The organism is Pseudomonas sp. 7-41 (assembly GCF_021233075.1).
Classification (GTDB): Bacteria; Pseudomonadota; Gammaproteobacteria; order Pseudomonadales; family Pseudomonadaceae; genus Aquipseudomonas; species Aquipseudomonas veronii.
In genome coordinates, this window is sequence record NZ_CP089551.1 from 2,539,451 (window position 1) to 2,557,116 (window position 17,666).

Annotated in this window: 17 protein-coding genes; 7 read left to right on the forward strand and 10 right to left on the reverse strand. The window is 61.9% G+C overall.

Annotated elements, in window-relative coordinates; all coding sequences use genetic code 11:
* The first annotated feature begins 27 nt into the window (after window positions 1–27).
* The 3 genes from LQ249_RS11565 to hemB all read left to right on the forward strand — a co-directional run bounded on the left by LQ249_RS11565 (window position 28) and on the right by hemB (window position 2,664).
* On the forward strand, window positions 28–726 hold the full coding sequence (locus LQ249_RS11565; protein WP_177033120.1) for a glutathione S-transferase N-terminal domain-containing protein: 699 nt from the start codon (window positions 28–30) through the stop codon (window positions 724–726).
* Window positions 727–730: 4 nt separating this feature from the next.
* Window positions 731–1,573 (forward strand): PhzF family phenazine biosynthesis protein, encoded by an 843-nt coding sequence (locus LQ249_RS11570; RefSeq protein WP_046384026.1) that lies wholly within the window; start codon window positions 731–733, stop codon window positions 1,571–1,573.
* 116 nt (window positions 1,574–1,689) lie between these two features.
* Window positions 1,690–2,664, forward strand: a complete 975-nt coding sequence (gene hemB / locus LQ249_RS11575) for a porphobilinogen synthase (protein WP_017847039.1) — start codon at window positions 1,690–1,692, stop codon at window positions 2,662–2,664.
* A 55-nt stretch (window positions 2,665–2,719) separates the two neighbouring features.
* Here hemB and LQ249_RS11580 read toward each other — a convergent pair whose 3' ends face one another.
* Window positions 2,720–3,334, reverse strand: a complete 615-nt coding sequence (locus LQ249_RS11580) for a LysE family translocator (protein ID WP_046384025.1) — start codon at window positions 3,332–3,334, stop codon at window positions 2,720–2,722.
* 145 nt (window positions 3,335–3,479) lie between these two features.
* Between LQ249_RS11580 and LQ249_RS11585 the strand changes: the two genes are divergently transcribed.
* Complete coding sequence (locus LQ249_RS11585; protein ID WP_057004905.1) at window positions 3,480–4,565, forward strand: DUF1615 domain-containing protein; 1,086 nt, start codon at window positions 3,480–3,482, stop codon at window positions 4,563–4,565.
* 126 nt (window positions 4,566–4,691) lie between these two features.
* Complete coding sequence (locus LQ249_RS11590; RefSeq protein ID WP_017847042.1) at window positions 4,692–5,108, forward strand: PaaI family thioesterase; 417 nt, start codon at window positions 4,692–4,694, stop codon at window positions 5,106–5,108.
* Window positions 5,109–5,167: 59 nt separating this feature from the next.
* On the opposite strand, the gene LQ249_RS11595 is transcribed toward LQ249_RS11590, so the two are convergent.
* From LQ249_RS11595 to LQ249_RS11605, 3 genes are read right to left on the reverse strand one after another with little or no spacing between them, the layout of a single operon-like run.
* The gene (locus tag LQ249_RS11595; protein WP_046384023.1) at window positions 5,168–6,349 is read right to left on the reverse strand and encodes an acetyl-CoA C-acetyltransferase; all 1,182 of its coding nucleotides are present in this window, start codon (window positions 6,347–6,349) and stop codon (window positions 5,168–5,170) included.
* A gap of 11 nt (window positions 6,350–6,360) precedes the next feature.
* The gene (locus tag LQ249_RS11600; protein WP_010566045.1) at window positions 6,361–7,020 is read right to left on the reverse strand and encodes a CoA transferase subunit B; all 660 of its coding nucleotides are present in this window, start codon (window positions 7,018–7,020) and stop codon (window positions 6,361–6,363) included.
* A gap of 36 nt (window positions 7,021–7,056) precedes the next feature.
* The gene (locus LQ249_RS11605) at window positions 7,057–7,755 is read right to left on the reverse strand and encodes a CoA transferase subunit A (protein ID WP_017847044.1); all 699 of its coding nucleotides are present in this window, start codon (window positions 7,753–7,755) and stop codon (window positions 7,057–7,059) included.
* A 133-nt stretch (window positions 7,756–7,888) separates the two neighbouring features.
* Between LQ249_RS11605 and LQ249_RS11610 the strand changes: the two genes are divergently transcribed.
* Window positions 7,889–8,791 (forward strand): LysR family transcriptional regulator, encoded by a 903-nt coding sequence (locus LQ249_RS11610; RefSeq protein WP_046384021.1) that lies wholly within the window; start codon window positions 7,889–7,891, stop codon window positions 8,789–8,791.
* Between the two features lie 56 nt (window positions 8,792–8,847).
* On the opposite strand, the gene LQ249_RS11615 is transcribed toward LQ249_RS11610, so the two are convergent.
* The 6 genes from LQ249_RS11615 to LQ249_RS11640 form a co-directional block, all read right to left on the reverse strand.
* Entirely contained in the window at window positions 8,848–9,177 is a 330-nt protein-coding gene (locus LQ249_RS11615; protein WP_017847046.1) for a hypothetical protein, read from the reverse strand.
* 517 nt (window positions 9,178–9,694) lie between these two features.
* Window positions 9,695–10,531 carry an NAD-dependent protein deacetylase gene (locus LQ249_RS11620; protein ID WP_126588463.1) on the reverse strand — a complete coding sequence of 279 codons (837 nt, stop codon included), beginning with the start codon at window positions 10,529–10,531 and terminating at the stop codon, window positions 9,695–9,697.
* 8 nt (window positions 10,532–10,539) lie between these two features.
* Window positions 10,540–10,980, reverse strand: a complete 441-nt coding sequence (locus LQ249_RS11625) for a CBS domain-containing protein (RefSeq protein WP_017847048.1) — start codon at window positions 10,978–10,980, stop codon at window positions 10,540–10,542.
* 131 nt (window positions 10,981–11,111) lie between these two features.
* Entirely contained in the window at window positions 11,112–13,061 is a 1,950-nt protein-coding gene (locus LQ249_RS11630; protein ID WP_079444999.1) for a DNA topoisomerase III, read from the reverse strand.
* A 166-nt stretch (window positions 13,062–13,227) separates the two neighbouring features.
* The gene (locus LQ249_RS11635) at window positions 13,228–14,850 is read right to left on the reverse strand and encodes an MFS transporter (protein WP_108525649.1); all 1,623 of its coding nucleotides are present in this window, start codon (window positions 14,848–14,850) and stop codon (window positions 13,228–13,230) included.
* Window positions 14,851–14,965: 115 nt separating this feature from the next.
* A complete protein-coding gene (locus tag LQ249_RS11640) occupies window positions 14,966–16,633 on the reverse strand; it encodes a GMC family oxidoreductase (RefSeq protein ID WP_169881438.1) in 1,668 nt (555 codons plus the stop codon).
* Between the two features lie 129 nt (window positions 16,634–16,762).
* Here LQ249_RS11640 and LQ249_RS11645 point away from each other — a divergent pair, with 129 nt between their 5' ends.
* Complete coding sequence (locus LQ249_RS11645; protein ID WP_017847052.1) at window positions 16,763–17,656, forward strand: LysR family transcriptional regulator; 894 nt, start codon at window positions 16,763–16,765, stop codon at window positions 17,654–17,656.
* Window positions 17,657–17,666: the final 10 nt, after the last annotated feature.

Genomic DNA, 17,666 nt, shown 5'->3' on the forward strand with positions numbered 1-17,666 from the left:
TGGGGGTTTCCGCCGAGGGATATCCCGATGAATTCACTCGCCGCTTTCCCGATCAACCGCAAATGGCCCGCCCAGCATCCGGAACGCCTGCAACTGTATTCGCTGCCCACGCCCAACGGGGTAAAAGTCTCGATCATGCTCGAAGAGCTGGGCCTGCCCTACGAGGCGCACAAAGTCAGCTTCGAGACCCAGGACCAGATGTCGCCCGAGTTCCTGTCGCTGAACCCCAACAACAAGATTCCCGCGATCATCGACCCCAACGGCCCCGGCGGTCAGCCGTTGGCGCTGTTCGAGTCCGGTGCGATCTTGCTGTACCTGGCGGAAAAAACCAGCCAGTTGCTTTCCGAAGACCCGGCGACACGTTATGAAACCATTCAGTGGCTGATGTTCCAGATGTCCGGCATCGGCCCGATGTTTGGCCAGGTGGGGTTCTTCAACAAGTTCGCCGGCAAGGCCTACGAAGACAAGCGCCCGCGTGACCGCTACGTCGCCGAGTCGCGGCGCTTGCTGGAAGTCTTGGAAAAACGCCTGCTGGGCCGCACCTGGATCATGGGCGACGACTACAGCATCGCGGACATCGCGACGTTTCCGTGGATCCGTAACCTGATCGGTTTCTACGAATCCGGTGACCTGGTCGGCATCGCCGATTTCCCCAATGTGCTGCGCGCGCTGGACGGCTTTGTCGCACGTCCGGCAGTGATCCGTGGCCTGAACATTCCGAGCTGAGCCCATGCCGACTTTCGATTTCAAACAACTGGATGTCTTCAGCAGTGTGTCGCTCAAAGGCAACCCGCTGGCAGTAGTGCTGGGGGCCGACAGCCTCAGCGAGCAACAGATGGCCGACTTCGCCAAATGGACCAACCTCAGCGAAACCACGTTTTTACTCACGCCCCGCGATCCACGGGCTGACTACCGGGTAAGAATCTTCACCACCTTGCAGGAGCTACCGTTCGCCGGGCACCCGACGCTGGGCAGTTGCCATGCATGGTTGCAGGCGGGGGGCATTGCGCGAGGGGAGGAAATTATCCAGGAGTGCGAAATCGGCCTGGTGCGTATCCGTCGCCAAGGCGATGAGCTGGCGTTCATCGCGCCGCCGTTGTTGCGCTCGGGCCCGCTGGAGGCGGCGTTGCTGGAGCGCGTGCGGCTGGGGTTGGGCCTGGCGCCGGAGGCTATTGTGCGCAGTCAGTGGGTGGACAACGGCGCAGGTTGGCTGGCGGTGATGCTGGCCGACCGCCAGGCGGTGCTCGATCTGCAGCCCGATTACTCGCAGTTGCTCGGTCTGGCGGTGGGCGTGATTGCCCCCTGCGATCCCGAACGCGACGCTGTAGACACGCACTTTGAAGTGCGCGCGTTCATCGCCGGCGACGGGTCCCCGGAAGACCCGGCCACCGGCAGCTTGAATGCCGGGGTGGCCCAATGGTTGTTGGACGAAGGCCTGGCACCGAACTGTTACGTGGTCAGCCAGGGCACGGCCATGGGGCGCGCGGGGCGTATCCGCATCGAGCGCCAGGGTGATGAGATCTGGGTCGGCGGTGCTGTGGCGGTGTGCATCGAAGGGCGTCTACAGCTCTAGATCAATGCAATTGTTGTGGGCCTTGCCATAAACTATTGCCTGCCTGGCATTTGCGCTGCCGGGGTCGGGGGGCATACGCTTTCGCCCCAACGTTTTTAGCCTTATTCAGGACAGCCATGACCAGCCAGTTCCCTCAAGCCCGCCCACGCCGTCTGCGCCGCTCCCCGGAGTTGCGTAGCTTGTTCCAGGAAACCGAGTTCACCCTCAACGATCTGGTGCTGCCGATTTTCGTCGAAGAAGAAATCGACGACTTCGTACCGATCACCAGCATGCCGGGTGTGTTGCGCATCCCTGAGAAAAAGCTGGCTGGGGAAATCGAGCGCTATGCCCGCGCCGGGATCAAATCGGTGATGACCTTTGGCGTGTCCCACCACCTGGACGCCAGTGGCAGCGACACCTGGAAGGAGCGCGGCCTGGTCTCGCGCATGTCCTCGATCATCAAGGACGCCGTGCCGGAAATGATCGTGATGTCCGACACCTGTTTCTGCGAATACACCGATCATGGCCATTGCGGTGTGATGCATGGCGCCCATGTCGACAACGACGCGACCTTGGTCAACCTCGGCAAGCAAGCCGTGGCGGCGGCTCGTGCCGGTGCCGATGTGATCGCGCCGTCGGCGGCGATGGACGGCCAGGTTCAGGCGATTCGCCGGGCGTTGGATGACGCCGGTTTTACCCATATTCCGATCATGGCCTACTCCACCAAATTCGCTTCGGCCCTCTACGGCCCGTTCCGTGAAGCGGGTGGCAGCGCGCTCAAGGGAGACCGCAAAAGCTATCAGATGAACCCGATGAACCGCCGCGAAGCCGTGCGTGAATCGCTGCTGGACGAGCAGGAAGGCGCGGATGCGCTGATGGTCAAACCGGCCGGTGCCTACCTCGACATCATCCGTGACATCCGCGAAGCCTCGCGCCTGCCGGTGGCGGCGTATCAGGTCAGCGGCGAGTACGCGATGATCAAATTCGGTGCCCAGGCAGGCGCGATCGATGAGGACCGCGTGGTGCGGGAAACCCTGGGTTCGATCAAGCGCGCCGGTGCGGACCTGATCTTCACTTACTTCGCCATGGACCTGGCGCTGGCAGGGATCTAAAGCGCCCAACCTGTGGGGCGGGTAAGCCCGTCCCCACAGTGGGTTGCAGCGTTTTTCAGCGCTGTGCGAGCGCCAGGTTCAAGCCCAACCCCGCAAAGGCCGCCGCAAAACTGCGCCGCAGCCAGTTCTGTACCCGTGGTGACTCGATCACTGCGCGGCGAAACACATTGGCCAGCAGGCCATACACCACAAACACCGCAAACGTCATGGCCATGAACACGCCGCTCAGCACCAGCATTTGCAAGGCCGGCGCCGTGCTGGCCGGTGTGACGAACTGAGGCAGGAAGGCCAGGAAGAAAATCGTCAGCTTGGGGTTGAGAATATTCAGCAAAAACCCGCGCAGCATCAGGCCACGGGCCGTGGTTGCCGTTGGTGTGTCATTCACCGCGAAGGCCGAACGATCGCGCCAAGTGGCGTAGGCCAGGTACAGCAAGTAGGCGGCTCCGGCGAATTTCAGCGCTTCGAATGCCAATGCGCTGGTGTGCAGCAGGGCGGAAAGGCCGAGTATGGATGCCAATAAGTGCGGGATGATCCCAGCGGTACAGCCCAGCGCGGCGAACACGCTGGCGCGCTTGCCGGCCATGAGCCCCGTGGACACGGTAAAGATCACGCCGGTGCCGGGAATCAGCACAACGATCAGGCAGGTGATGAGAAAGTTCATGCTGAGCATGGCATTCAAACTCCTTGTACGAATGGTCGGTGAAAGATCCTGTCATATTCGCATTGTGTTGGCGAGGGGGCCACAGGGCGAACCCGCGTTAGACTTATCGGTCGATATCTGCATCGCCCGGCCCATCGCCCCTCAAGGAAGCCCCATGCACCTACGCCGCCTGATCCTGTGTCTCACGCCCTTGCTGGTGCTGGCCGGTTGCTCGACCGCACGCGGCCCGCAACAGCCGGAGCGCAGTGAAGCTGAGGTCAAGGCGCAGATCGTGCGTTTGCTGCCCGCCAAGGTCGCCGATCGCAACGGTTGGGCCCAGGATATCTACACCGCTTTCGACACCCAGCACATCTACCCGAGTACCGAAAACATCTGCGCCGTGCTGGCGGTGACTGAGCAAGAGTCCACTTACCAGGTCGACCCACCTGTGCCGAACATGGGCAAGATCGCCCAGGATGAAATCCTGCGCCGTGCCGGTAAGGTGCATGTGCCGGCGGTGTTGGTCCGCACGGCACTGCAACTGCGTTCGCCCACTGGTAAGTCCTACGCCGATCGCTTGAATGCCGCCCGCACGGAGAAAGACTTGAGCGGGATCTTCGATGACTTCATCAGCATGGTGCCCTTGGGCAATACGCTGTTTGGCGGCTTCAACCCGGTACACACCGCCGGCCCGATGCAAGTCAGCATCGACTTTGCGCAGAAGCAGGCGCGGGGTTATCCCTACACGGTAGACGGCACGATCCGTCGGGAAGTGTTCACGCGACGTGGCGGCATGTACTTTGGCATCGCCCATTTGCTTGGTTACCCAGTGAGTTATGACCGGCCGCTGTACCGGTTTGCCGACTTCAACGCCGGTTGGTACGCCAGCCGCAACGCCGCGTTCCAGGCCGCCGTCAGCCGCGTCTCAGGCACCGAGTTGGCGCTGGACGGGGATTTGATCCGCTACGGCTCGCTGCTGCCCGGCAGCACCGAATTGGCAGTGCGTTCCCTCGGCGCCCGGCTGGACATGCGCAACCCCAGCATCCGCAGTCAGCTGGAGCAGGGCGAACAGTTGGATTTTGAGCAGACCACGCTCTACACACGCGTGTTTGCCCTGGCCGACACGGCGGCCGGCAAACCGCTGCCGCGGGCGATCCTGCCGGGCATCGTGCTCAAGAGTCCGAAGATCACCCGCAACCTGACCACTGCCTGGTTCGCCCAGCGGGTGGATGAGCGTTATCAGCGCTGTATGAAGCGCTGAGGCCGGTCCTGAGCGGGGTTGGCGAATCAGCCCCAGGCATTGCAGAGGATATGTGCGGCTGATGGTAATGGTCGCCGTGTGGGGCCTGGGGTACACCTCATGCCTGACTCCAAGGAAGACTCCGCGATGATCGCTCACGCCGTGCCCGAAGGTTTTGTCTCACTGCCGCGCAGCAGCCCGCTGCTCGACTTGTTGGGCCCGGCGTATTGCCGGGGTGAAGGTCTGCAACTGGAAATCGGCCTGCGCGCCGACAACCGTCATGCCAATGGCCGCGGCACGGTGCATGGCGGGGTGTTGGCGACCCTGGCGGATATCGGCATGGGCTACGCGATGGCGTTTTCCAGTGAGCCGCCATTGCCGTTGATTACCGCGAGCATGACTGTCGATTACCTGGGCGCGGTGCAAGTGGGGGAGTGGATCGTGGTACGACTGGAGCATCACAAGCGTGGCCGGCAAATGGCGTTTGCCACGGTGAGTCTGCAGGTGGGGGAGAAAGTCGTGGCGCGGGCGAACGCGGTGTTTGCGGTGCCGCGTGCGGACTGACAGACGAAAAAAAGCCCGGTTTTTCGTGGAACCGGGCCTTTTCGTGTGTTGCTCTTGAATCAGCTGCGCTCAAGGGCCAGGGCTACGCCTTGGCCGCCACCGATGCACAGTGTCGCCAGGCCTTTTTTGGCGTCGCGCTTGATCATTTCGTGCAGCAGGGTCACCAGTATGCGGCAGCCTGATGCGCCGATCGGGTGGCCAATGGCAATCGCGCCGCCGTTGACGTTGACTTTGTCGGCGTCCCATTCCAGCTCTTTGGCCACCGCCAGGGATTGCGCGGCAAAGGCTTCGTTGGCTTCGACCAGGTCCAGGTCGCCGACGCTCCAGCCGGCTTTGTCCAGGCAGCGGCGGGTGGCCGCGACCGGGCCGATGCCCATGATGGCCGGGTCGACGCCGGCATTGGCGTAGCTGGCGATACGCGCCAGAACGGGCAGGCCAAGGGCCTTGGCCTTGTCGGCGCTCATCAGCAGCACCGCGGCGGCGCCGTCGTTGAGGCTGGACGCGTTGCCCGCAGTGACGCTGCCGTCTTTCTTGAACGCGGGTTTGAGTTTGGCCAACGACTCGGCGGTGGTGCCGGCGCGCGGTTGTTCATCCACGGCGAAGGCCACCGGGTCGCCCTTGCGCTGCGGGATCAGAATCGGCGTGATCTCATCGGCAAAGCGGCCGGCTTCGATGGCGGCGGCGGCTTTTTGCTGGGACGCGGCGGCGAAGGCGTCCTGGGCTTCACGGCTGATGCCGTACTTGTCCACCAGGTTCTCGGCGGTGATGCCCATGTGGTAGTCGTTGAATGCATCCCACAGGCCGTCGGTGATCATGCTGTCGATCATCTTGGCGTGGCCCATGCGCAAACCGGTGCGCGCACCAGGTAATACGTAGGGGGCCAGGCTCATGTTCTCCATGCCGCCGGCGATGATCACGTCGGCATCGCCACAACGGATGGCCTGGGCGCCCAGGTGCAGGGCCTTGAGGCCCGAACCGCAGACCTTGTTCAAGGTCATCGCGGGTACGGCATGGGGCAAGCCGGCGAGGATCGACGCCTGGCGCGCCGGGTTCTGGCCTGAGCCTGCGGTGAGTACGTGGCCGAGGATCACTTCATCCACCTGGGCCGGGTCGAGGCCGGTCTGCTCCAGCAGGCGACGGATTACGGCAGCGCCCAACTCCGGTGCCGGGATGCTCGCGAGCGATCCTTGAAAACTGCCTACGGCGGTACGTGTGGCAGCAACAATCACAACGTCTTGCATGGAATGTGTCCTCACTGGAATTGCATTTCTGGAACGTGGTCGGGGACGATTAGTTTACCGGCTGTCTTGCTGACAATCTCTTCAATACTGACCCCTGGGGCACGCTCCTTTAGGATAAAGGCGCCGTTGTCGATTTCCAGGTATGCAAGGTCCGTCAGCACACGCTTGATGCAGTGGGCACCGGTCAGCGGCAGGGTGCATTGGCTGAGCAATTTGGACTCACCGTCCTTGGAGGCGTGGGTCATGATCACGATGATGTTTTCCGCGCCGGCCACCAGGTCCATGGCGCCGCCCATGCCCTTGACCAGCTTGCCCGGGATCATCCACGAGGCGATGTTGCCCTGTACGTCCACTTCAAACGCGCCGAGCACGGTGAGGTCGACATGGCCGCCGCGAATCATTGCGAAGGACTCGGCGGAGGAGAAGATCGAGGCGCCGATGCGCGCGGTCACGGTTTGTTTGCCGGCGTTGATCATGTCGGCATCGATGGTGTCTTCGGTGGGAAACGGGCCCATGCCGAGCAGGCCGTTTTCCGATTGCAGCATCACTTCCATGCCTTCCGGGATGTAGTTGGCCACCAGGGTCGGAATGCCGATGCCCAGGTTGACGTAGAAACCGTCCTGCATTTCGCGGGCGACGCGTTGAGCCATTTGTTCGCGGGTGAGAGCCATTGTGCTGTTCCTCTTGTTCTCTTCGGGCTGGAGGGATTATTTGCGGACGGTGCGCTGTTCGATGCGCTTCTCGAAGGTGCCGCAGATGATCCGGTCGACGTAGATGCCAGGGGTGTGGATCTGCGACGGTTCCAGCTCGCCCGGTTCGACGATTTCCTCGACTTCGACCACGGTGATCTTGCCGGCGGTGGCGGCCAGCGGGTTGAAGTTCTGGGCGGTGTGGCGGTAGATGACGTTGCCGAAGTGGTCGGCTTTCCAGCCTTTGACGATGGCGAAGTCACCGGTGATGGATTCTTCCATCAGGTACGGGCGACCGTTGAATTCGCGGGTTTCCTTGCCTTCGGCCACCGGGGTGCCGACGCCGGTGGCGGTGAAGAAGGCCGGAATGCCAGCACCGCCGGCGCGCATTTTTTCCGCCAGGGTGCCTTGGGGGGTGAGCACCACTTCGATTTCGCCGCTGAGCAGTTGCTTCTCGAACAGGGCGTTTTCGCCCACATAAGACGCGATCACTTTGCGGATCTGCTTTTGTTCCAGCAGCACGCCCAGGCCAAAGCCGTCGACGCCGCAGTTATTGGAAACCACGGTCAGGTCGCGGGTGCCTTTGCGCTTGATCTCGGCGATGAGGTTTTCCGGAATGCCGCACAGGCCAAAGCCGCCAGCGAGTACGGTCATGCCATCTTCCAGGCCTGCGAGGGCTTCTTCATAGGACGCCACGCGTTTATCGAAACCTGCCATATGCACCTCTTTTATTGTTAGTGGGCCAGCCAATGCCTCGAGTGTTGCGCCGACGGATTGATTTGTTAAGTTGTTTTTTAAGGTTGATTGATTTAAAAAACTGCATAGTCGAGCCGTCGTCCGGAGTAATGTTATGACCGTCAAACAGATGCGTGCCTTTTTGGCTGTGGCGCAAAGCCTGAGTTTTGCCGCCGCCTGCGAGCGCCTGCACCTCTCTCAGTCGGCGCTGAGCCTGACCATCAAAGGTCTGGAAGAAGGGCTGGGCGGGCGCTTGTTCAGCCGCAATACACGGAATGTCGCGCTGACCCCTGAAGGGGAATCCTTATTGCCGCTGGCGCGTCGGCTGATTGCCGATTGGGACAACGCCGAGGATGAACTGCGCCAGCGCTTCACCCTGCAGCGCGGGCGCGTAACGGTGGCGGCGATGCCGTCGTTTGCGGGCAACCTGCTGCCGCCGATCCTGAAGATATTCCGCGCGCGTTACCCCCATGTGAACGTGACGGTGCATGACCTGATCAACGAACAGGTGCTGGAAATGGTCCGTGATCGCCAGGTCGAGTTGGGCGTGGCGTTCGAACCGTCCGAGGGGTCGTCGCTGGCGTTTACGCCGTTATACCTGGACCGCTTCATTGCCGTGGTGCCCATGGATTCACCCTTGGCACTGCGCGCTGAAATCGACTGGAAAAGCCTGTTGGAACAACCGTTCATTGCCCTGCAACGACCCTCGACGGTACGGGTGATGCTGGAGGAGCATCTGGGCGCCTTGCAGATGAAATTGCCGGTGGCGCTGGAGAGTCATCAATTGGCGACGGTGGGCAAGATGGTTGCCAGTGGCCTGGGGGTCAGCGCCGTACCGGCATTATGTGCGCAGCAGATGCAGGAGGCGGGCGCCCATTGCATCACCTTGACCGATCCGGTGATCGAGCGGCCGATTGGTGTGTTGACCAAACCGGGGCATGAACTGTCGGCGGCGGCACAGGTGTTGTTTGATATTTTCCGCGATGAAGCGGGGAAAGGGCGTTACCCCAACTTTTGAAGTTGCATAAAAATGTGGGAACTGGCAAGCCAGTTCCCACATTAGTTGAGAAGTACTTAGTAGTAGCGGTCGATTACTTTAACTTGCGAGTTGTCTTTGAAAGACTCCCACGCGTGGTTAAGTGTGTCGAACACTTGCTCGATGAAATTGCGATCGGCCGCCGCTTTCTTGCCGACATAACCCTGGCCACGGCGGTACATCTTCAGGCGCGCCGCCAGTTCACGGTTGTTTTTGTCGAACTCGGCTTCTTCGGTGTGGGGCGCCAGGCAGTCAATTTGGACTTTGCCCGATTTGCCAATCCACAGGATATGGTCGTCGAGTGTGTCTTTCTGCGCTGCGAACATCTCAGCCAATTCTTCGATAGTTGGTTGGTTGTTCAGATTCATGTGTAAGCCCCTTGACCAGTTGGCGATCTATCAATTGATTCGTTAAAACTGCTTAGTTGTCTCCGGTTCCGAAAACCGGGCGTCAGTGACGGTCTGCCGAATACGGGCAGGGTCTTGAACCTGATGCATGTAGTCTTGCTGATGAACTGCTACGCAATGGTTTCATAACGAAGACAAGCAGCGTTTGAGCTCCTTGTACCGAACCCTTCGGGTCGGTCAGCTTCATCAATCTGCCTTGTGGGCAGTGCACATCCGGAAGAAACAGCTCGGCGGTCAGACGAGCTTGTTCAAAACGCTTGTTACCAACGCTCCCGATCCGGGAGACGTCTAGATCATGCAAGGACAAAAAGGTTACGTCAACGGTTATGTAGTGATTATTTTTGATCACTACATAAATCGCCGTGGGGACGGGGGCATGCGAGGAGGTGTGACTTAGGCGTCATTTTTTGTGCGGTGGGTCGCTGCAGTTCGTTGGCTTGCCCGGGTCTCCCGCTGATTTTTGAGGGGCGTGCCCTGGCTATCCCAGGCGCTCTGCCAATAGCGGCAACAACCGCTCGCAGGATGCCGCGATCTTCAGTTGCAACAACTCATCCCCACGGGTCTTGCCCAGATTGATGGCAATCACCGGTTTGCCTTGCTCGACCATCGCCTTGCACAGGCGAAACGCCGAATAGGCCATCAGCGACGACCCCACCACTAACAGCCCCTCGGCGTGTTCCACCGCCGCCATCGCCCTGGCGGCGGTGGCCTGGGCAACGTTTTCGCCGAAGAACACGACGTCCGGTTTGAGCCGTTCACCGTCGCAATGGGGGCAGCGGGGCACGCGAAAACGTTGTTCAAACGCTGCGTCGAGCAGGGTATCGCCGTCGGGTGCCTGCACGGCGTCGACGCCTGCCAGGTACGGGTTCTCGGCCTCCATCAACCGTTGGATCACATCGCGTGCGCTGGGCCGATGGCAATCCAGGCATAGCACGCGATGCAAGCTGCCATGCAGCTCGATCACATCCTCACTACCGGCCTGGTCATGCAGCGTGTCGACGTTTTGTGTGATCAACCCGCTGATACGCTGGCGATGTTGCAAGGCGGCCAGCGCCAGGTGGGCCTGGTTCGGCTGCGCAATCCGTACCCGTGGCCAGCCCAGCATCGCCCGTGCCCAATAACGGCGCCGCGCTTGCGGGGTGGCCAGGAACTCCTGGTACATCATCGGCGCCTTGCCTCGGCGCACGCCTTCGCTGTCCCGATAATCCGGGATACCTGATGACGTGCTGATCCCCGCCCCGGTCAGCACCAGAAAACGCCGTGCGGCCATGGCCCGGTGCAGAGTGTCGAGGTGGTCTTCTTGATGTTCGAGCATGGGCTCTCCTATTCGCCGCGAATGTATTGCTCCAGTTGCTTGATCAGGTTGGCTTGTTCGGCAATGGCTTCCTTGACCAGGTCACCGATGGAGAGCAGGCCCAGCAGTTTTCCGTCGACGACCACCGGTAAGTGGCGCAGGTGACTGTCGGTCATGATGTTCATGCAGGCTTCGACCGTCTTGTGGGCATCGACCGTGATGACTGGAGAGCTCATGACCTCGTGGACTTTGGTGGTGACGGAAGAAAGGCCTTTGAGTATCAGCTTCCGTGCGTAATCGCGCTCGCTGATGATGCCAACCACCTCACCCTGCTTGACGACCGGCAAGGCCCCGACATTTTTCGATGACATCACCACCAACGCTTCGAATACGGTGTGGTCCCATTCAATGGTGTGGACTTCCTGGTTTTGCTTGTCTTTGGCTTTGAGTACTTCTGAGACGGTTTTCATGGTGGCCACTCCGGTGTTGTTGTTAGGAAGTCAGCAATCCCCTACAGAATCCTAGACGGCCGGCGCCGGAGCAAGGACCAAAGCGGCGTTAAAACTGTCGAAAAACGTCATCCGCCGGATTTATTCATGGTTTACCCGGTACTTGTCGGCTTTTTCGCCCGCTTTGGGCTGGCCGCCGTCTTGCGGGGCGCGGCCGTGCGTTTCTTCTTCCACGGGGTGGCGCCGCGGCCTGCCGGGCTGGCGGGGCCGGTGATGGTCATACGCATACCGTTGCAGCGGGCCACTTGCTTGCTCATCCAGGCCGCTTGCTTGGCGACGAATTCTTCCAGGCTCATTTCGCCGCTTTGCACCATGTCCAGCGCCTGTTCCCAGATCGCCGTGGTGCCCGGGTCGGCGATGGCGCGCGGCACCGCATCGATCAGGCTGAACGCCGCCGGGGTGGCCGAGAGGGCCTTGCCGTTCTTCACCAGGTAGCCTCGGTCCAGCAGGCCCTGGATGATCCCGGCGCGGGTGGCTTCGGTGCCGATGCCGGTGGTGTCCTTGAGCTTTTGCTTGAGCAACGGGTCTTCCACCAGCTTGGCGACGTTTTTCATCGCCTTGATCAGGTCGCCCTCGGTGAAGGGTTTGGGCGGCTGGGTCCACAGGTCCTTGAGGTTGACCTTGGCAACGGCGTAATCCTGGCCCTGCACCAGCGCCGGCAGGGCTTGCGGCACTGGCGCCTCACGGCCTTTGGCGGGTGCAAGGGCTTCGGGCAGCGCGCGTTTCCAGCCTGGCTCGATGACGACTTTGCCTACCGCGCGCAGCGCTTGGCCGGCGCAGTCGAAATCCGCCTGGGTGCGGTCGTATTCATGGTTGGGCAGAAACTGCGCCAGGTAGCGCGCGCGAATCAGTGTGTAGACCGCCCGATGCTTGCCGGTGAGTTGCCCGGCATCCTTGCCGGCGCCGGTGGGAATGATGCCGTGGTGGGCGCTGACCTTGGCGTCGTTCCACGCCCGCGAGCGGCGCTGGGGATCGAGATGCGGCATCAGTTCGTTGACGGCCGCGTCGGCCCGGCCCAGGGCGGCAAGGATCTTCGCCGCGTCGCCATGCTGACTCAATGGCAGGTAGCCGCAATCGCTGCGCGGGTAGGTGATGGCCTTGTGGGTTTCGTACAGCGATTGGGCGATGTCCAGGGTTTCCTGGGCGCCGAGACCGAGCTTCTTCGAGCAGATTTCCTGCAACGTCCCCAGGTCGAAGGGCAGGGGCGCGACCTCGCGCATGCGTTCGGTGCGCAACTTCACCAGCCGCGCACTGGCGGCGTGGGTCATGGCGTCGGCGGCGTCCCGGGCGAGTTGCGGGTTGAGGCAGCGGCCTTGGTCGTCACAGGCATCGTCGACGGCGCGCCATTGGGCGGTGAAGGTCATGTGCGCGTGGCGCAGGTCGACGTCGATGGCCCAGTAGGCCACCGGTACGAAATCGGCGATGCTGCGGTCGCGGTCGACCACCAGGCGCAGGGTCGGGGTTTGCACCCGGCCCACCGGCAGCACGCCTTGGTAACCGGATTGGCGGCCGAGCAAGGTAAACAGGCGGCTCATGTTCATGCCGATCAGCCAGTCGGCGCGGGAACGGCCGAGGGCCGAGTGGTACAGGCTGAAGGTCTCGGCGCCGGGTTTGAGCGCGGCCAGGGCCTTGCGGATGGAGGCGTCGTCCAGCGCCGACAGCCACAGGCGTTGGATCGGCCCGCGATAGCGGCAATGTTCCACCAGCTCGCGGGCGATCATTTCGCCCTCGCGGTCGGCGTCGGTGGCGATCACCAGTTCCAAGGCTTCCCCCAGCAGGCGCTTGACCGCCTTGAACTGGGCGGCGGTCTTGGGCTTGACCCGCATCTTCCATTTGTCCGGGACGATCGGCAGGTCGGCGAGCACCCAGCGCTTGTACTTGGCGTCGTAGGCGTCGGGCGGGGCGGTTTCCAGCAGGTGGCCGATGCACCAGGTGACGGTCACCCCGTTGCCCAGCCAGCAACCGTCGCCACGGCGCGTGGCGCCGAGCACGGCCGCAATATCCTTGGCCTGGGAGGGTTTTTCACAGAGGAACAGCCGCATGGTCATCACATCAGATCGGGTTGATGCCTTGCAGGATGCGTAGTCCGAGGGATTTGAGCAACCATTATCTGTATGGATGTACAGCAATTTGTGTGGCGCCGCAGAGCAGATGTGGGAGGGGGCTTGCTCCCTCCCACAGGGGACCTGCGGTGTTCAGGTGGTCGGGTCAGTTGTTGTCGATATCCACATGCCGCGTTTCCTTGAGGCAGAACATCCCGACAACCAGGCTCACCCCGGTCACGACCACCGGATACCACAAGCCATAGAAGATATCGCCGGTGTACACCACCAGGGCAAACGACACGGTCGGCAGGAAGCCGCCAAACCAGCCGTTGCCGATGTGATAGGGCAGGGACATCGAGGTGTAGCGGATGCGTGTCGGGAACAGTTCCACCATCAACGCCGCCAGCGGGCCGTAGCACATGGCCGCGATCAGGATCAGCACCACGATCAGCACCACCACCATCACCTTGTTGACCTGCGCCACATCCGCCGATGTCGGGTAGCCGGCCAGGGTCACGGCGGCGCGCAGGGCCGACTCGTCAAAGCCATCGATGTGCACGTCGCCCACACTCACCTGCACCGGGCTGCCTGCGGGGGCGGCGGCGCTGCTGTAGGGCAGGCCTTGCTTGACCAGGAAGGTCTTGACCTTGTCGCACGGGCTGTCAAAACGCGCCTTGCCCACCGGGTCGAACTGGAAGGTGCAGGTGGCCGGGTCGGCCAGCACGGTGATCGGCGCCTGGCGACTGGCCTGGTCCATCGCCGGGTTGGTGTAGTGCGCCAGGCCCTTGAAGATCGGGAAGTACAGCGCGGTCGCCAGCAGCAGGCCGAGCATCAGCACCGGTTTGCGCCCGATCTTGTCCGACAGCCAGCCGAAGAAGATAAAGAACGGTGCGCCAATCACCACGCTGATGATCAGCAGCATATTGGCCAGGGCCGGGTCCATCTTCAGGAACTGCGTGAGGAAGAACAGCACATAGAACTGCGCCGCGTAAAAGGTCACCGCTTGCCCGCCGTTGATGCTGAACAGCGCAATCAGCACCACCTTGAGGTTTTCCCACTTGCCGAAGGACTCGCGGATCGGCGCCTTGCTGGCCTTGCCTTCCTCCTTCATTTTCAGGAACGCCGGCGATTCATGCAGGCTCATGCGGATCCAGGTGGAAATGCCCAGCAGCACGATGGAAAACAGGAACGGAATGCGCCAGCCCCACACTTCGAACTGATCGCCAGTGAAGTAGCGGCAGGCCAGCACCACCAGCAATGACAACAGCAGCCCCAGGGTGGCGGTGGATTGAATCCAGCTGGTGTGCAGGCCGCGCTTGCCGGCGGGGGCGTGTTCGGCGACATAGGTCGCCGCGCCGCCGTACTCGCCGCCCAACGCCAGGCCTTGCAGCATGCGCAGGGCGATCAGGATGACCGGCGCGGCAATGCCGATGCTGGCATACGTCGGCAGCAGGCCGACACAGAACGTCGCCACACCCATCAGGATAATGGTCACGAGGAAGGTGTACTTGCGCCCGATCATGTCGCCCAGGCGGCCAAACACCAGCGCGCCGAACGGGCGCACCACAAAGCCGGCCGCGAAGGCCATCAAGGCAAAGATAAACGCCGTGGTGTCGTTGACCCCGGCAAAGAACTGTTTACTGATCACCGCCGCGAGGGCGCCATAGAGGAAGAAGTCATACCACTCGAATACCGTCCCCAGGGACGAGGCGAAGATGACTTTTCTCGATTCGCTGACGGTGCTCGTGCTGACCGCCGAGCCCAGGGTTTGAGCATGTTCTGACATCGGGTATCCCTCACAGTGATTATTTATTGTTGTTCCACTGTCGACGCCAACCTCAGCGCCGGTCTGTTTTCCGTTCCTCTGTAGGCGCGCGCTTGCTCGCGAAAATCGCCAACGATTACGCGGGAAATCTGGATGAACGCGGCGCCTTTGTGTTTTTCGCGGGCAAGCTCGCTCCTACAGTGTTCGGTGAAAGGATCAGTTGCGCGGCTTTCTCCGCGATCATCAGCGTCGGTGAGCAGGTATTGCCGGATGTGATGCGGGGCATGATCGAGGCATCGGCGATGCGCAGCCCCGGCACGCCATGCACCCGCAACTGCGCGTCGACCACCGCGTCCTGGTCACTGCCCATGCGGCAGGTGCCCACCGGATGGAAGATCGTTGTGCCGATGCGCGCCGCGGCTTCGTGCAGTTGCTCTTCGGTTTGTAGCGCATCGCCGGGCAAGTATTCCACCGGTTTGAACGGGCTCAGGGCCGGCGCGGCGACGATCCGTCGAGTCAGGCGAATCGCGTCGGCGGCCACCCGCAGGTCTTGCGGATGGCTGAGGTAATTGGGCTGGATCAACGGCGCATCCGCCGGGTTGGCCGAGCGAATATCGATACGCCCGCGGCTTTGCGGGCGCAGGTCACAGACCGACGCGGTAAACGCCGGGAACGCGTGCAATGGCTCGCCGAAGCGCTCCAGGGACAGCGGTTGCACATGGTATTCAAGGTTGGCCGAGGTTTGTTCCGGGCCCGAGCGGGCAAACGCACCGAGCTGGCTGGGCGCCATCGACAGCGGGCCGCTGCGGTCATACAGGTAACGCAGGCCCATGCCCATTTTGCCCCACACGCTGCCCGCGATCTGGTTCAGGGTGCGCGCGTTTTCCAGCTTGTAGATCAGCCGCAGTTGCAGGTGGTCCTGCAGGTTGCCGCCAACCCCCGGCAGTTCATGCAACACATTGATGCCGAGCGGCTTGAGCACGTTGGCGGGGCCAATCCCCGAACGCTGCAAAATGCCGGGCGAACCCACGGCGCCAGCACACAACACGATTTCCTTACGGGCCTTCCAACGGAGCGACTGGCCGTGCTGACGCCCGACCACTGCCGATGCGCGGCCGTTTTCCAGCAACACGCGGTCGACTTCGACTTCGGTCAAGACCGTCAGGTTCGGCCGTTGGCGGATCGGTTTGAGGAACGCCTTGGCCGCATTCCAGCGGACGCCGGCCTTCTGGTTGACCTGGAAGTAACCGCAGCCTTCGTTATCGCCCTGGTTGAAGTCGCTGACATTGGCGATGCCGCTTTGCGCCGCGGCCTCGCGAAACGCATCCAGGATCGGCCAATGCAATCGCTGTTGCTCGACGCGCCACTCGCCGCCGTCGCCGTGAAATGCCGAACCGCCAGCAAAATGGTTCTCGCTGTGCTTGAACAGCGGCAGCACGTCTTCCCACGCCCAGCCCGGGTTGCCTGCCGCCGCCCAGCCGTCGTAGTCCTGAGCCTGGCCGCGCATGTAGATCATGCCGTTGATCGACGAACAACCGCCGAGCACCTTGCCCCGCGGGTAACTCAGGGCGCGGCCTTGCAGGCCGGCCTGGGCTTCGGTCTTGAAGCACCAGTCGGTGCGTGGGTTGCCGATGCAGAACAGGTAGCCGACGGGGATGTGAATCCAGGGGTAATTGTCGCGACCACCGGCTTCAAGCAACAGCACACGGTGGGCGGGGTTGGCGGACAGTCGATTGGCCAGCAGGCAGCCTGCGGGGCCGGCGCCTACGACGATGTAATCGTATTCAGCAGTTGCAGTGGGCATCTGAGGTCTCGCTTGTTTTTCTTATTGGCTCCATCCTAGTTGTTAGTTTTCGTCTTAAAAATGTTAGTTTTTACCCAGTGGCTGTGCGTTTTTAAACAGTGCGGCCCAGGCTCACGGATTGGAGGCGCTATGTTCGACTGGAATGACCTACGGTTTTTTCTTGAGTTGCAGCGCAGCGGCCGCCTGCTCACCGCCGCGCAACGCCTGAAAACCACCCACGCCACCGTGGCGCGGCATATCGAGGCGATCGAGAAAAGCCTCGGCACCGCGTTGTTCGTGCAGCACGCCCACGGCTATGAGTTGACGCCGTCCGGCGAGGCCCTGCTCAAACACGCCGAAGCCATGGAAAACGTCGCGCTGCTGGCCGAAGACGAACTGACCCACACCGCCGCGCCCCTGGGCAAGATCCGCCTGGGCGTGGCCGAAGGGCTGGGGGTGATGTTCCTCGCCAGCCGCATGGGCGGGCTGTTCGAGCGCTATCCGGGGTTGGAAGTGGAGCTGGTGGCCGTGCCGCGTTTCGTCAGCATCCTCAACCGCGAAGCTGAAATCAGCATCCACCTCGAACGCCCCAGCGTCGATCAACTGGTCACGCGCAAACTCACCGATTACCGCCTGGCGCTCTATGCCAGCCGCGCGTATCTGGCGCGCACTCCGCCGATTGAAAAACGCGAAGACCTCGCCGCCCATGCCTGGATCGATTACGTCGACGATCTGCTGTTCAGCCAGGAACTGAAACTGCTCAGCAGCTTCTGCCGCAACCCCAAAGTGGTGTTTCACAGCACCAGCGTGATCGCCCAGCACCAGGCGGCGCGTTCCGGGCTGGGGATTGCGGTGTTGCCGTGCTTCATGGCGGCCGGTGATCCGGACCTGGTGGCGTTGTTGCCGGGGGAGGGGATTCAGCGCAGCTATTGGATCAGCTCGCGCCGGGAACTGCACAAGTCGGTGCGGCTGCGGGTGTTGTGGGATTACGTGGTGGAGTTGTGCGCGCGGGAGCAGGCACTGTTGCTCGGCGGGTCCACCTGAAGAACCTGGA